The sequence below is a fragment of the Xanthomonas sp. genome, assembly GCF_017163755.1.
GTDB lineage: Bacteria > Pseudomonadota > Gammaproteobacteria > Xanthomonadales > Xanthomonadaceae > Xanthomonas_A.
On the sequence record NZ_JAFIWC010000039.1, the window covers coordinates 1 to 15682 of the forward strand.

General features: G+C 68.3%; 4 protein-coding genes. All 4 read right to left on the reverse strand.

Going from position 1 to position 15682, the window contains the following annotated elements:
- Window positions 1-166 precede the first annotated feature (166 nt).
- From JR065_RS19620 to JR065_RS19635, 4 genes are read right to left on the reverse strand one after another with little or no spacing between them, the layout of a single operon-like run.
- Entirely contained in the window at window positions 167-451 is a 285-nt protein-coding gene (locus JR065_RS19620) for a hypothetical protein (RefSeq protein ID WP_206236153.1), read from the reverse strand.
- The gene (locus JR065_RS19625) at window positions 448-774 is read right to left on the reverse strand and encodes a hypothetical protein (RefSeq protein ID WP_206236155.1); all 327 of its coding nucleotides are present in this window, start codon (window positions 772-774) and stop codon (window positions 448-450) included. Before JR065_RS19625 ends, JR065_RS19620 begins: the two co-directional genes overlap by 4 nt.
- The gene (locus tag JR065_RS19630; protein ID WP_206236156.1) at window positions 752-1219 is read right to left on the reverse strand and encodes a hypothetical protein; all 468 of its coding nucleotides are present in this window, start codon (window positions 1217-1219) and stop codon (window positions 752-754) included. The genes JR065_RS19625 and JR065_RS19630 overlap by 23 nt, the downstream gene beginning before the upstream one ends.
- Window positions 1216-15657 (reverse strand): hemagglutinin repeat-containing protein, encoded by a 14442-nt coding sequence (locus JR065_RS19635; RefSeq protein ID WP_206236158.1) that lies wholly within the window; start codon window positions 15655-15657, stop codon window positions 1216-1218. The genes JR065_RS19630 and JR065_RS19635 overlap by 4 nt, the downstream gene beginning before the upstream one ends.
- Window positions 15658-15682 lie beyond the last annotated feature (25 nt).

Genomic DNA, 15682 nt, shown 5'->3' on the forward strand with positions numbered 1-15682 from the left:
CAGCGACTGCGAGAACTTCCGGAACACGTCCTCGACCAGATGGTTGCCCCTTCATGAAAAACGTGGGGATGCCTCAGCCTCAGACTCTGACCCCGGTTTCGCTGCACTTTCGACACGGGGATTATCCAACGCGGGGTTACCAATCCTTACTGATGGAGAATCGTGTTTATATCCCCCAAAAGAAATCCAACTCCTTTCCGCTAAAAGTTAATTCATCTCCGGATTGTATTTCCAGCACAAATGAAGATTTGTCGCCACTAACTTTTAGCCTATTTATACTTAAACTTCTTCCCCATTCCCAACAAGCAAAAATACAGATTGACTCAACATTACAAATCAGCATGGCTCTATTTTTTGAATCAGAATCTCTGACAACAATCCTCGCCTTTCGCGAGCCCCAAATGAAATTTATATCTTCAAGCAACCAATCATGTAGATTTTCTTCAATCATCGCGAATTATCCAGTGGCAAGTGGGCTTCCGGAGATTCATTTGGAACAATTTTGCCGTTAATATCAAGCCGCTCTCCATATTTATCGTTTACATGGCAGTGCGGGCAGGGGTCTTGAGGATGAATTAAGACACGCTGCTCCCCAGTTACAGGATCAACATAAGAGCCTTTACCAGACAGGTTGTTGCCAGCCTTGACGTCGCTGCCGCGCACCAGGATGTTGCGGCCCTGCCTGTTGGGCGATTGGCTTGCACTTCGTAAGCTACCCTTCGTTTTTTCGCACTTCAGCCGCTTTGCATATTCAGCGGCGCGTCCCCATTTCATCCTTAACTTCGGGGACAAACCCATTTATCAGCAAAACAAGAGCCGTATAAATCAACCCACTTAATAGGCCTATCGCGGAAAAAATCAATATTCTTCTCGGTGCCAATTCTGACCAAAAATATGTACTGGTCCAGATGACATTCCACGCATTTTTCGCAAACGCGCCCTCAAGCAACAGCCACCCCCCAAGCGCACTGAATACTGCCGCGATCACATATCTATATTGATAGCGCGACCATTTCCAATCGACTAATAGTACGATAGGGCAGCCAACGATAAATCCCATGATGACAGCAATTGCGGAAAGGAGAAATATTCCACCCAGGCTAGCTTCACCAAACGTACCGCTCCCCCACATATACGGCACCATGAAGAAAAGAGCGGCGGAGATGCCACTGGAAACTGGTACCGCGGCCAGCCGAAGAAGTCCATTCATCCCTTTCACTGGCAAACCCTTATCCGCTTCCCGTTCGAGTCCGTAGTCATCGCACAATGGGGTTGCTTCGGTGCTGTTTCCCACGGCCATTTATTGACTGCTGCTTCACGTCCAATCTGATCCGTATTAGGCCCCCAAACCACCGCGGCTGCCCACTCGTTGGAGTTATTCATAGGACTGCTGCCAGTCCCCCATCCTATCGTGGATACCGAAAACCCGCCTTTGCCATCCGGGATCACCTGGCGAACGACAAACCCAGGTTCCAGCGCGTGCGCTCCGGGTACCGTGATGTTAATCAAGCTGCTGGTGCTTGGGTCAATCAGATGTGTAACATAACCCAATGAACCTGCTCCTATCGACAAGTAACTCACTACACCGTTGCCTGCTAATGCCTTTCCGTCCGTGCCAGGACCAGCATAACGACGTAGTGCGTCGAACTGCTGAGCGGGGCCACCACAGGAATTCAATAGCGCTATCACGCACGCGGTGGATGTCGTGCTGTATTCGTGAGGCTGCTTAGTACTGCCTGCAACATTTTCATATATCCCAAATAGACCTTGCCAATCTGTCCCTGGCTTACCCGGCGTGTACCCAAACCGCTGTACATTTTCCAGAAACTCATCCTTTGTCATATTCGAATCCTCATATATTGGCAGTCCCGCCGCCATATTCGCCGCTAACAGCAATGCATTGGTTTCAATGTCGGAAATGGCACCAAACGCCAGCTTATCCTTGTTGCTTTTAGCGAGATCGGCATTATAGATTGCACCAAAATTGCGCGCACCATCGACAATTTCCGGCATGAGCGCGTTGACGCATTCCACGGTATCACAAGCTTTGAGTTTTGCATCGTTCACCGCGTTAAGCCGCTGTGCTTCTTTCACTACTGCGTCGCGGCATGCATTGTCTGTGGGAGAACATAACTGCAACTGTGCACTAAGCTTGGCGACATCATCTTTAGAGAGATAATTATTCTCTGCCGCATTCCCGGCAATACGGCTTCCCAGTACCGCCTCGCTCAGGCTTCCGCCGGTCATCCCTCCCACCAGCGCACCGACCGCCTGCGATAGCGCCACGATCGTCTGCTTGTCCTCTTCCGGCAGCAGGTTCGGGTTGAACTTGCCGCTCACTGGATCGATCGCCCGCGGGTCGTTGCCATACAGTTCATTGGTCAGCCACTGCGCGGCTAATTCGCCGCCTGCACCGGCCAAGGCGCCGCCCGTCCCTGAGGACCCATTCACTTCCGCCAGCATCGCGCCGAGCAGCGCGTGCGAGAGCACTTGCATCGCCGCGTTAGGGTCGCTGCCGTGGTTGCCGTCGAACGTCCGGCCGACCAGCTGCGCCGCATACGGTGCCAGCGCATTGCCTGCCACCTGGCTGGTCCCTTGACCCGAGACACTTCCTACCAGTGCGGTTGTTACCGCCTGCAGCGCACGGCTGTAGTCGCCACCGGTCCCCCATTGCTGTTGGCTATCGTAGGCGACCTTATAGTCGGCGCTGTTGTCCAACAGCTGCTTCTGCTGTTTTTCAGGACTCAGAGCATCGAATGCCGCTAAGCCTTCCTCATCCAGGCCCTTCCGATACGCTTCTCGCGCGTTGTTGGCCTTGACCGCGGCATTAGCTGCGATGTCTCCAGCAACCTGCTTGCCGGTCTCCACCGCCGTCCCTGCCGCCGCCGCCATTGCCTGCTGCTCGGCCAGCACCTTGCGCACATCCGGCAGCGACGCCAGCGCCTCGTTTGCGCTGCTGGCGTCGGTATTGATCCCGGTCGCCGCCGCCGTGGTGCTCTTGCCGCCGATGACGATCTTGCCCTCGGTCAGCGTGGCCCGCGTGGTCGACGCATCCTTGCCGCTTTCGTACATCGGCATGCCGCCGCTGAAGTTGGCGGTGTTGGCCTGCCCGTAGCTGCCGTTGGCGATGTTGCTCTTGATGTCCCTGGCCTGATCGCCAGCGCCCAGTGCGACCGGATTGCCATCTGCGTCGGTTGCTGGTTTGCCGGTACTGCCGAACCCACCACTGATGCTGCCCGACGCCGCGCTGTAGCCCATCTGGTTCTTCAGATCGGTATACGTCAGCGAGTCGGCGGTCAGTTCGCTGTTGTCCGCGTTGGTACTGGCGATGGCGCCGCCGATCAGGTTCACGTTGCCGGCGGTGACGTGGTAGCCGCCCTCACCGGCGAACAGGCCCGACTGTTCGGTCACTCCCGCGTAGTTGCCGCTCGCCTTGGCTGAACTGGCGTATCCGCTGGCGTCCCACGCGGTGCCGAAGGACACCTGTATCCGTCCGCCGTAGCCGCTTTCCTTGGACTGGATGTTGGCGGTGTCCTGCAATGACTCGATGGTCAGGTCGCCGCCGGTCTGCACGTCGATGCGATCGGCCTTGGCCACGGCGCCGCGCAGCGTGGTGTCGCCCTGCGAGGTGAGGGAGACGTTCTGGCCTGCCAGCTGCGTGTTTTGCCAGGTAGTGCTTTCCGCATTCGACTTGTGGCTGCCTACGCTGGCCTGCGCATACACGTATACGCCGGTCTGTGCGCCCACCGAGGCGCCCACGCCCACTTCCACCCCGGCATGGCTGCCCTTGCTCTGCTCGGAACTGCTGGAGTTGCCCGTTTCCAGCACCAGGTCGCGTGCCGAGTCCAGGCTCAGCGTGTTGCCGGCGCTGAGGTTGCCCTGCACCACGTGCAGATCGCCCTGCGTGGTGGTCAGGCTGACATTGCCGCCACCGCTGATGGTGGAGCCTTGCGAGGTCTGGCTGCTGCCCTTGTACTGTTCCGTGCTGGTCGCGTAGCCCACGCCAGCCTCGACGCTGACCAGCGATCCGCTGCCGGCGCCGCCGGCCGTGCTGCTGATCGCGCTGGCCGCCCGGTAGCCATTGGCCGCCGCGGCCATGCCCTGCATCGCGGACAGCCGGCCGTCGGAGTTGCGCGCCGCATCCACGTTGTTGATCAGGTCGATCAGCGGCGACTTCACCCGCGCGAACACGCCGAACTTCAGCGTGTCGTCCTGCGACGAGGCTGAGTGCGTGTCGTTGGCGGTCAATACCTCGATCGACGCGGCGGTGATGTCCACGTCCTTGGCCGCCACCACGTTGCTGGCGCTCTGCGTGTAGGCGCCGCCCGCCGTCAGGCTGACGTTGCCGCCCAGGCTGCCCACGCTGCTGGCCACTTGGGTGACCTGCGCGCTATCGTCGCGATGATCCTCGGTGTGGTAGCCGGCGAAGCGCTCGGTGTCGGAGATGATCACCGTGCCGATGGCCTTGTTGTTGTAGGTATTGGCGTTACCGACCGTGTCCTGTCCGCTCTGGATCGTCAGGTCGCCCGCGGCGCGAACCGCGACATCGTCTTGCGCCGCGATGTTGCTGGCCGTCAGCGCGATATCGCCCTTGGTCGTGGTCAGGCTCGCATTGCCGCCGACGGACAACTGGGTACCGGTGATCGTGTCCGACTGGCCGTTGCCATCGCCCTTCTGGTTGTAGTTGCCGAACGGCGGGCTTGCGGTGTTGTTGGAGAAGCCCCAGCCCTTGCCGGTGCTGGCGTTGCCGCTGGACTCGGTGTTGTGCGCCACGCCGAACACAATGTCCTGGCTGGCCAGCAGCAGGGCATTGCCCTCCGCCGACAGCTGCGCGCCCTGGCTGGTGATCGAGCCGTCGCTGGCCAGCAGCGTCAGGTTGCCGCCGGCGCTCAGCTGGCTCACCCGCGCGTCGCTGGTGCTGTCGTTCTGCGCTGCGTTGGAGCGGTGCGCCCCGGCCTGGATGACCACCGGCGTGGTCGCTGCCGCGGTGCCGGCCATGTCGCCCTCGGCGCGCCGGCTGATCTTGCCCATGGTCGAGCCGCTGTCGGGCATGTTGTCGGTGGTCGAATCGCGGGCGCTGCGGTACGCCGCGGCCGGATCGTAGGTCACGCCGACGGAGAATCCGCTGGACTTGCTGGACTGGCTGCTCTGCGTGTCGACGGTGTCCTGCCGCGCCAGCAATGCGATCTCCTTGGCGGCCAACGTCAGGTTTTCACCTGCAGCCACATCCGAGGCCGCGATGGTCAAGCGATTGCCGGCGCTGACGATCAGATTGCCGTCCTGCGAACCAACCGCCGAGGCGTATTGCGTCGTCGACTCCATGGCGTCTTGGCTGTTGCTGCGCGACTTGCCGTATCCCACGCTGGCCACGCCGCCAGAGAGACCGCCGGTCAGGCCGGACTTCTTTTGGCTGCTGCTGTGGGCCTCGCTGCTGTGGTCCTGCGCCGATTCGATAGTGACGTCGTTGCCGGCGGCCAGACGCACGTCGCCATCGGCGAGCACCGTCGAACCGACCACGGCGATATCGTGGCCCGCCTTGATCTGCACGGTTTCGCCGCTGAGCGAGGTTCCCACCGCATAGCTGTCGTGCCATTCGTCGTGCGTGGTGGTGGTCTTGCTGGACAGGAAGCCCTTTTTCTTCTTCTGCATGTCCTGTTCGGCGTCGTGCTGCTCCTGGGTGGCGAGCAGGTTGACGTCGTGGCCGGCGGTCAAGGCGACGCCGCCGGTTTCGGAGTAGACCTGCGCGGCGGTGAGGTTGACGTCGTGGCCGGCCTGCAGGGCGATGTCGCTGCCGGCCGTGAACTCGGTGCCGTGCACGGTCTCGTCGCGGGTGCTGGTGGTCTGCTTGAAGCGCTTGCGCGTTTCCAGCGTGTCGCTGCTGTCCACCGTGGTCAGCGTGGTGCTGTTGATGTCGTTACCGGCGACCACCGCCAGGCCCTTGCCCGCATCGAGCTTGGCCGCGACCAGGTTGACGTCGTTGCCGGCGCTGAGGATCAGGTTGCCGCCGGCGGTGAGCGCCTGCTGGTCCAGGTCCTGGGTGGTGGTCGTGGTGGTGACCTTGGTCTTGCCCTGGCGCGTGCGGTCGGTGACGGTGCGGCTGTCGCCCAGCACCGATTCGACGTTGAGGTCGTGCCCGGCCGCGGCGATCAGGTCGCCGCCGGCCTTCACCTCGGCCTGGCGGATGGTGATGTCGTTGCCGGCGGCCAGTTGCAGGCTGCCGCCGGTGTCGATGCTGGTGCGCACCGTGGCCTTGCCGTCTGCGCCGGTGACCGGCGTCAGCGAGAGGTCGTGGCCGGCCTGCAGGGCGGCGTTGCCGCCGGCCTGGATCGCCACGCCGTGCAGTTGCAGGTCGTTGCCGGCGATCAGCGACAGGTCCTTGCCGGTGGTCAGGCTGGTGGCGTCGCCGCCGCGGGTGAGGCCGCCCTCGTCGCGCAGGGCGGTGGGCTGCAGCACCAGGTTGTTGCCGGCCTGCAAGGCGGCGCTGTTGCCGGCCTGCACGGTGGTGCCGGTGACGGTCAGGTCGCGGCCGGCGCTCATCAGCAGGTTGTTGCCGGCGCTGATGCCGGAGCGGATGTCGCCGCCGGCCAGCGCGTCGCGGGTGGTGCTGAGCAGGTCGTTGCCGGCGCCCAGCAGCACGTCGCGGCCGGCGATCTGGCCGCCGAGGTTCAGCAGGTCCTGCTGCGCCTGCAGCTCGACCGTGCCGCTGGCGGCGATGCGGCCCTGGTTGAGCAGGTTGCCGGCGGTGGCGACGACGTTGGCGCCGCTGATGGTGCCCTGGTTGGTCAGCCCGGCGGTGGCGTTGAGCGACACGTCGCCGTTGCCGCCGGCGAGCAGGGCGCCGTCGCTGCGCAGGGTCAGCGCGGTCTTCGTGGACAGGTACACGACCGGCACCAGCACCTTCTGGCCCTGATACTCCTGTTCCACCATCCACACGATGTCGTCGGTTAGCGCGGCCACCTGGGCGCCGGTCAGGCCGACGCCGACGCTGAGCTGCAGCGAACCGGCCGCGGCCACGCCGGCCTCGAGCAGCGCACGGTACTGCGCCACGCCGTCTTCGTAGTTGCCCAGGTAGCGGCGGCCGGTGAGTTCGGTGATCTGGTCCAGCACCAGGCGCTGTTCGTAGAAGCCGTCGCCCAGGCGGGTCTGGGTCCATTCCGGATCCACGCCGAGCTTGTCGAGCAGGAAGTCGCTGCTGATGAAGTTGTCGTAGTTGACGAAGCGCGGGTCGGTCTCGATCAGGTAGCGGCGGCCGGGGCCGTTGCTGCGGTAGGCGTTGATCCCGCCCAGGCCGTTGGCCGCGCGGCCGAGCGCGCTGACGCTGGCGCCGGTGGCGCCGACCAGGCGGTACAGGCCGCCGACCGGCAACGCGATGCTGCCGAGCGGCGCGCCGACGCCGCCGACCACCTGCGGCACCTGGCCGGTGCCCGGGTCGATCTGCTGGCGCTGGCCGCCGTTGCCGGCGCCGGACAGGCTGGCCTGGGTGATCTGCGCCTGCACCGGCCCGGCGTTGTGCATGCCGCCTGCGGCCAACGGGCCCTGGCCGGCGCCGATGTCGATGCGCGTGATGTTGGCGACCGCGAGGCGGTTGTTGACCCTCGACGCGGCGCCCGCGGCGGCGGTCTGCGCCTGCACGGCCTGGCTGCCGGCGCCGGTGGCGTTTTGCGCGCTGCGGCGGTTCAGCGTCGAGCCTTGGGTGGCGTTGAACGACGCGCCGCTGATGCTGCGGCCGTCGCTGCCGACCGCGCCGTTGCGGATCGTGGCGCCGTTGATGGCGACGCCCTGGCCGCCGGTCATGTTGGCGGCGAGGGCGATGTAGCTGGTGCTGCTGATCGAGGAGCTGAGTTCCTTGTCCTCTTCTTCGTAGTAGCAGATGACCTTCTGGCCCACCGGCTGCATGCAGTCGTTGGTGATGGCAGTGACGATGTGTTCGACATCGGTCTGACGCACCGTGCGGTTCAGCGCGAGCGCCTGGTTCACCACGGATTCGCCGTTGGTGATCATGCCGTCGGAAAGACCGCCGACACCGCGCTGATTGATGCCCAGCGCACCGGCTGCCGCGATGGTGGATGCGGTGTTGTTCACGTTGCCGGACAGGAAGATGTTTCCTCCCGCTACGATGCGTCCTTCGGCGCTCGCGGCCAGAAGCCGTTCCTGCTCGATCACGTCGTAACGCCGCCATACTCCAGCCGAGACTCCTTGATAAGGACGGGGCGCCCGTGCACCTTGGGTGTTCCGGATGGTGCCAGGGGTGATCAGTTCATCTGGCATGGCGGCATTCGCCGCCGCACGCTCTTCCGCCGTCAGCGGGCCTGTCGCGGTGCTCAGCACGCGTCGCTGGTTGTTGATCTGGTTGGCCGCGATCAGGATGCTGCCGTCGGCTTCGATGCTGCCGGACAGGTTGTTGACCACGCCGGTGCGCGCGGTGATCGTGCCGGCGCCATCGCGCGAGGCGCCGATGGCGATGTTGCCGAGGCTGAAGATCTTCGCGTCGCGGTTGAGCAGCTGGTCGCGCACCAGCAAGGTGGTGCTGCCGGTCGAGCCGATCAGCGCCGAGCCGTAGGCCGCGTTGCCGGTGGCGCCGCCCAGGTCGGCGCCGTTGACCAGCGTGCCGGCCTGCACCAGCACGTTGCCGCCGACGATGCTGCCGGTGTTGTACACGCTGCCGGCGGTCAGCTGCAGGTTGTTGCTGGCGGAGATGTCGCCGGCGTTGTCGACGGTGCCGGCGGCGGTCAATTGCGTGTTGCCCGCCTGCATCGTCGCGCCGGCGCGGTTGCCGATGTTGTTGGCGGTCACGGCCAGGCCGCGCGTGGCCTTCAGCGTGGACTCGTTGACCAGGTTGCCGCCGACGTTGAGCCGGAAGTCGCCGTTGCTGGTGATGTCGCCGCCGGCGCGATGGGTGTAGTCGCCGCGCACGGTCAGGTCGAGCAGGTTCTGCGCGAGGATGTTGCCGCTGCCGTCGAAGCCGACGGTGTCGATGACCACGTCGCCGGTGCCGCCGGTCGCGCTGCCGGCGCCGATCTGGCCGCCGCTGTTGCTCAGGCTCTGCAGGCCCAGGCGCACCGCCTGCTCGGCCTTGATCTTGCCGCCGCGGTTGTCGAGCGTGGCGCCGGCGCGCTGCATCAGGAAGCTGCCGCCGGCGTAGAGGTTGCCGCGCTGGTTGTCGAGCGCGTTGGTGTTGGCGGTGAGGTCGCCGCCGGCGACCAGCTGGCCGTCGCTGTTGACTACGCTGCCGGCGTTGAGCACCACGCTGCCGCGCCCGCCCAGGCTGCCGCCGGCGTTGCGCAGTTCGCCGCCGGTGGTGAGCTGGGTTAGGCCGCCGCCGTTGTTGGCGATGCTGCCCTGGCTGTTGTCGATGCGGCCGCCGGAGACGGTCATCGCGTTGCCGCTGTCGAGCTGGCCGCCGCTGTTGAGCAGCGCGCCGGTGACGGCGACGTTGAGATTGCGCGTGGCGCCGATGCGGCCGCCCTGGTGGTTGTCGAGCTGACCGCGCGCGGTCAGCGCCAGGTCGCGCCCGGCCTGCAGCGTGCCGGCGTTGTTGCTGACGTTCTCGGCGCCGAGGATGGCGTCGTTGCTGGCGCCGATCAGGCCGCCATCGTTGTTCACCGAACGGGCGATGTCGGCGCGCAGGTCGCCGCCGCTGCCGCCGCTGGCCACCGACTGCAGCGTGCCGCTGCGGTTGTCGAGGCTGTCGGCGCGCACGCCGAGGGTGCCGCCGGCGGCCTGCAGCAGGCCGCTGCGGTTGTCCAGCGCACCAGTCAGTTGGACGCTCAGGCCGCGTGCGGACACGCTGCCGCCGACGTTGCCCAGGCTGGCCGCGGTCAGCGTGGCGTCGCCGGCGGCGGCGATCGCGCCGTTCTGGTTGTCGATGCCGGCGTTGGCGCCGAGCTGCAGCTGGCCTTGGGTCAGGATGCGGCCGCCGACGTTGGCGACGGCGCCGCCGCTGGTCAGCGTCGCGATGCCGGTGCCGGCGTGTTCGATGCGGCCCTGCGCGTTGTTCAGCGACGCGGCGCTGAGGTTGAGGTCCTGGCCGTTCGTGGCCAGCTTGCCGTTGCTGTTGTCGATCGCACCGGTGATGGCGATGCGGGTCTGCCCGCTGCCGCTCTGCAGCAGAGTGCCGCCATTGTTCTTCAGCGTGGCCGCGGCCAGGTCCAGGCGCGCGGCCTGCATCTGCCCGCCGACGCCATCGAGGCTGCCGTTGTCCAGCGTGCCGCCGGCCTGCACGGTGAGGCTGCCGCCGGCGAGCAGGTCGGCGCCGCGATGGTCCAGGCCGCTGCTTGCGGTCAGGCTGGCGTCGCCGCCGACGCGGGTGGTGCTGCCGGCCAGGTCGAGCTGCGTGGCCTGCGCGAGCAGGTTGCCGGCGGCGAGCAGCTTGCCGCTGGCGCCCAAGGTGCGGTCGGCCCGCAGGTCCAGCGTGCCGCTGTTGCCGAGGCTGCCGTCGCTGCGGACGCCGGCGGCGGCGACGCCGCCGATGGCGATGTCGCCGCCGCGCAGGCTCAGGTCGCCGCTGGACAGGGTCTGCCCGGCGTTGTCGATGCGTTGCGCCTGCAGCGCGATGCCCGCGCCATTGACCGTGCCGCGCTGCGCCAGCGTGGCATCGCTGCCGAGCGTGACCTGGCTGGCCGACAGCGTGCCGGCGACGCTCAGGTCGCCGTGCGCCTGCAGCTGCAGCGCATCCGTCGCGCTGAGCGCGCCGCTCTGCGACAGCGCGCCGCCGGCCTGCGCGGTGAACGAGCCGGCCGCCGCCAGCGTGCCGCCGAGCGCCAGATCGCCCTGGCTGACCAGCGCGACGTCGCCGCTTTCGCTGCCGAGCTGGCCGCTGCTGGCCAGGCTCGCCGCTTCCACGCGCAGCGCATTGCCGGCGATCAGGTCGCCGCGGTTGTCCACCGCGCCGCTGGCGCTCACGCCCAGGCCCTGCATGCCGTAGGCCTGCCCGGTCTGCTGCATCGCGCCGACGTTCAATTGCAGTTGCCTGCGCGCGCGCAGGCCACCGGCATTGTCGAGCAGGCCGGCGATGTCCAGCGCCACGTCGCGCTGCGCGGACAACACGCCGCCCGACGCATTGGCCAGGCTGTCCGCGCGCACGCTCAGGTCGTTGCCCGCCACCACCTGCGCGCCGTTGCGCAGCGCGCCGGCCGCGTCCAGGCTCACGTCGCCGCCGGCCTGCACCGCGCCGCCCAGCGCCAGTTCGCCGCCGCTGGCCAGCGCCAGCGTGGTGCCTGCGTCCAGGGTGCCCTGGCTGTCGATGCGTGCGGCCGACAGCGTCGCCGCGCCGGCGCTGTGCACGATGGCGCCAGCGCCGGTGGTCAGCGCGCCGCCGGCGCCGAGCTGCGCCTGCTGCGCCGCGTGGACCTGGCCGGCGATGCCCAGATCGCGTGCGGCATGCAGCTGCAGCGACTGCTGCGCGCGCACCACGCCATCCAGCGCCATGTCGCCGGCCGATTGCAGCAGCAGCGACTGCGCATCCAGCGTGCCGGCCTGGCGCAGATCGCCGCCGGCCTTCGCGCTCAGCGCGGTGGCCGCGACCACGGTGCCGTCGAGCAGCAGGTTGCCGCCGGTGTCGATGTCGACCTGGCCGGTTTCGCTGCCGAGCTGGCCACGGCTGGCGAAACTGTCCGCCTCCACGTGCAGCGCGCCCTTGGCGATCAGGTCGCCGCGGTTGTCCACCGCGCCGCTGGCCTTCAGATCCAGCGTATCGCCGGCATGGGCGCGGCCGCTCTGTTGCAGGCTGCCCAGCTGCAGCGTCAGCGCCTGGCCCGACTGTAAGGTGCCGGCGTTGTCCAGCACGCCGTCGATGCGTGCGCCGAGCGCGCGTTGCGCGACGATGCTGCCGGCGGCGGCATTGCGGGCGCTCGCCGCATGCAGCGACAGGTCGCGGCCGGCGGTGATCTGCGCGGCGTTATCCAACGCCGCCGCGGCATCCAGCGCAACATCGCGCGTGGCCTGGACGGCGCCGGCCAGGCGGATGTCGCCGGTGCTGCGCAGGGCCAGGTCGGTGCCGGCGGCAAGCGCGCCGCGGCTGTCGATCGCGGCGCCGTCCAGTGTCACCGCGGCGGCGCCTTGCAGCACCGCGTTCGCGCCGACGGCGATGCTCGCGCCACGCAGCTGCGCATCGCCGCCGGCGCGCGCCTGCCCGTCCAGCGCCAGCGCGCGCTGCGCCTGCAGGTCCAATGCGGTGGCCGCTTCGAGGGAGCCGGCCGCGCTGAGGTCGCGCCCTGCACGCAGCGCGACCGACTGCGCCTGCAGCGCGCCGCTCTGGCGCAGGTCGCCCAGCGCGCTGGCGTCGAGCGTGGTCGCGGCGGCCACGGTGCCGCCCAAATTCATGTCGCCCTGGCTGCTGAGCTCGAGCTTGCCGGTCTGACTGCCAAGCTGGCCGCTGTTGCTGAAGCTGCCGGCATGGATGCGCAGGTCGCCGGCGGCGATCAGGTCGCCACGGTTATCCAGCGCGCCGGCGCTGTTCAGGCTCAGCGCATTGCCGGCGTAGAGCCGGCCGCTGTGCTGGAAGGCGCCCACGTCCAGCGCCAGCGCCTGCTTGCCGTACAGGCTGCCGGCGTTGTCGAACAGGCCGCCGACGCCGATGTCGAGCGTGCCCAGCGCCGACAGCGTGCCGGCGGCGCGATTGGCGGCGCTGGCGGCGGTCAGGTGCAGGTCGCGTCCGGCGACCACCTGCGCGGCGTTGTCCAGCGCGCCGGCGGCGGCCAGTGCGACATCGCCGCCGGCCTGGGCCAGGCCGGCCAGTGCCAGCGCGCCGTCGCTGCGCAGGCTCAGGTCGGTACCGGCATCCACGGTGCCGCGGCTGTCGATGCTCGCGCCTTGCAGGTTCACGGTGCTGGCGCCTTGCAGCACCGCGTCCTGGCCAAGCGCGATGTGCGCTGCCTGCAGGCGCGTGGCGCCCGTGGCGACGGCCTTGCCGTCCAGCGCCAGCGCGCGCTGCGCCTGCAGGTCCAGGCTGGCGGCGCTTTGCAGCGTGCCGCCAACGCTCAGGTCGCGACCGGCAATCAGCGTCGCCGACTGCGCCTGCGCGCTGCCGTGCTGCTGCAGGTCGCCCAGCGCCTCGGCGCGCAACGTCCCGGCGGCGACCACGATGCCGTCCAGGCGCAGGTCGCCGCGGCTGTCGAGCGCGAGCTGGCCGCGCTGGCTGCCCAGCTGGCCGCTGCTGGCGAGGCTGCCGGCGCTGATGCGCACGTCGCCGCCGCCGATCAGGTCGCCGCGGTTGTCCAGCGCGCCGCTCGCGGCGACGTCCAGGCTCTGGCCGCCATAGGCCTTGCCGGCCTGGGCGAAGCTGGCCGCGCTCAGGCGCAGGGCGCCGTCGGCGTGCACGCTGCCGTCGTTGTGCAGCGTCGAGACGCTGGCGATGGCCGCATCGCCGTTGGCCGACAAGGCCGCGCCGGCCGCATTGCGCACGCTGTCCGCGGCCACCGCCAGGTTGCCGCCGGCGATCACCTGGGCGTGGTTGTCCAGCGCCGTGGCGGCGTCCAGCGACACGTCGCCGCGCGCCTGCAACGTGCCCGCCAGCCGTGTGGCGCCGCCGCTTTGCACCGCCAGCGCAGTGCCTGCGTCGAGCACGCCGGTGTGGTCGATGTCCGCGCCGCGCAGGCGCAGCGCGCCGCCGGCCTGGACCTGTCCGGCCTGCACCAACGCGCCCTGCGCGCGCAGCTCGGCGTCGCCGCCGGCGGCCACGGTGGCGGCGCTGCGCAGGCGTCCGTCGGCGCTCAGGCGCAGTGCGCCGTCGGTCTTCAGCACGCCGTCGAACGATGCGTCGGTGCCCGCGTGCAACTGCGCGCTCGCCGCGCTCAGCGTGCCGGACTGGCGCAGTCCGCCCGCCGCCTGCGCCGTCAGCGCGCCCTTCGCCGCCACCGCGCCGTCGAGCACGAGTTCGCCGCGGCTGCGCAAGGTGGTGTCGCCGCGTTGGCTGCCGAGTTCGCCGGAAGCGGCGATGCGCGCCGCGTCCACGCTCAGCGCATCGCCGGCGACCAGGCTGCCGCGGCTGCGCGTGTCGGCGGCGGTGGCGACGTCGGCGTTGCGCCCGGCGTAGCTGCTGCCGTCGTTGGCGAAGCTGGCCGCATCGATCCGCAGATCGCGCCCCGCATAGACGGTGCCGGCGTTGTCCAGCGCACCGCCGCTCGCCAGCGCGACGTCGCCATCGCCGGACAGCACGCCGCCGGCGACATTGCCGATCGCCGCCGCGGCGATGTCCACGCGGCCGCCGGCGCTGAGCTGGCCAGCGTTGTCGAAGCGGCCACCGGCCTGCAGCGCCGCGTCCTGCCAGGACTGCACCCGCCCGGACAGGCGCATGTCGCCCTCGCTGCGCAGGCTGAGCCCGGCGCCGGCGTCGAGCACGCCCGCCGCATCGATGCGCGCGGCCTGCAGCGCCATCGCGCCGCCGCTTTGCAACGTGCCGGCGCTCTGCAGCCAGCTGCCGCCGGCACGCACCCGCGCCGCGCCGCCGGCGTAGGCCACGCCGCTGCTGCGCAGGTCGCCGCTCGCCTCCAGGCTCAGTTCGCCGCCGCTGTACAGGGTGCCGCCGGCGCCGAGTTCGGAACCGAACAGGCTGATCGCGCCGGCGCTGCTGCGCCCGCTGTGTTCGAACGTGCCGCTGGCGCGGGCGTCGAGCGCGCCGCTGGCGATGGTGTCGCCGCCCAAGCTCAGCTGCGCGGCGTGCAGGCGCACGCCGGCCTGCTGCGAACCGAGCGTGCCCTGCTGGCTCAGTGCGCCTGCGGCGCGCAGGTCCACGTCGTCGCGGGCCACCGTGGTGCCGCTGAGGCTGAGCTGGCCGGCGCTGTCGATCTGCAGGCTGCCGCTCTGCGCGGCCAGGGTGCCGCGGCTGACCACGCCGACGCCGGCTTCGGTGGCGATCAGGCGGATGCGGTCGGCGTACATGCCGCCGAGGTAGGCCACGTCGATGCCGATCGACGGCGCCGCGCCGTCGCTGCCGGGCAGCACGTCCAGCAGCATGCCGTCGTAGCCGATGCGCTGGGTGCCGGTGCTGGCGAGCAGGTCCTTGGCCCACACCGCGCCGTCCACGCTGAGCTGCCGCGACAGCAGGTCCAGGCGATCGACGTTGTACGCGTCCAGGCCGTTGCCGCCGATGCTCAGCGCGCCGCCGGTGACGTTGAATCCGTTCAGTGCGCCGTCGCTGCCGAGCACCGGCGTGCCGGTGGCCAGGGTCACCCGCGAGGTGTTGAGAAAGCCGCAGCCGTCGCAGGCGATGCCGTTCGGGTTGGCGATCACCAGTTGCGCCCTGGCGCCGGCGACTTCGGTATAGCCCTGCAGGCGGCTGGCGCTGGAGGTGACCTCGTTGAGGATCAGCGTGGCCGCGCCGCTGTGCTGCAGGTTGTTGTTGCCGGCGATGTAGCCGCCGAGCTCGGTCCTGGAGATCTGCGCGCTGTTGTTGAGGATCAGGCCGTTGGGGCCGACGTCGAAGCGCGAATAGCGGTTGTGCGAGACGCCGCGCGCGTTCGGGGCGACGATGTCCACCACCGGCACGCCGTTGGCCGCGACCTGCTGGCCTGGTTGCTGGCCGCCCGGATTGGCCACCGGCGCGACCTGCGCGTAGACCGGCACCGACGTCCAGGTGACCGTGCAGCACAGCAGCATCGCCACGCCGCGCTTGAGGCGCTCGGCCATCGTGGTGCCCAGATCAGCGGAATCCTTGTCCATTGCCGTCTCTCTCTCGTCGCAACAA

What these genes read in the sequence shown, in the direction of transcription:
- JR065_RS19620 (WP_206236153.1), bottom strand. Translation starts at nt 451, where the DNA reads ATGATTGAAGAAAATCTACATGATTGGTTGCTTGAAGATATAAATTTC.
- JR065_RS19625 (WP_206236155.1), bottom strand. Translation starts at nt 774, where the DNA reads ATGAAATGGGGACGCGCCGCTGAATATGCAAAGCGGCTGAAGTGCGAA.
- JR065_RS19635 (WP_206236158.1), bottom strand. Translation starts at nt 15,657, where the DNA reads ATGGACAAGGATTCCGCTGATCTGGGCACCACGATGGCCGAGCGCCTC.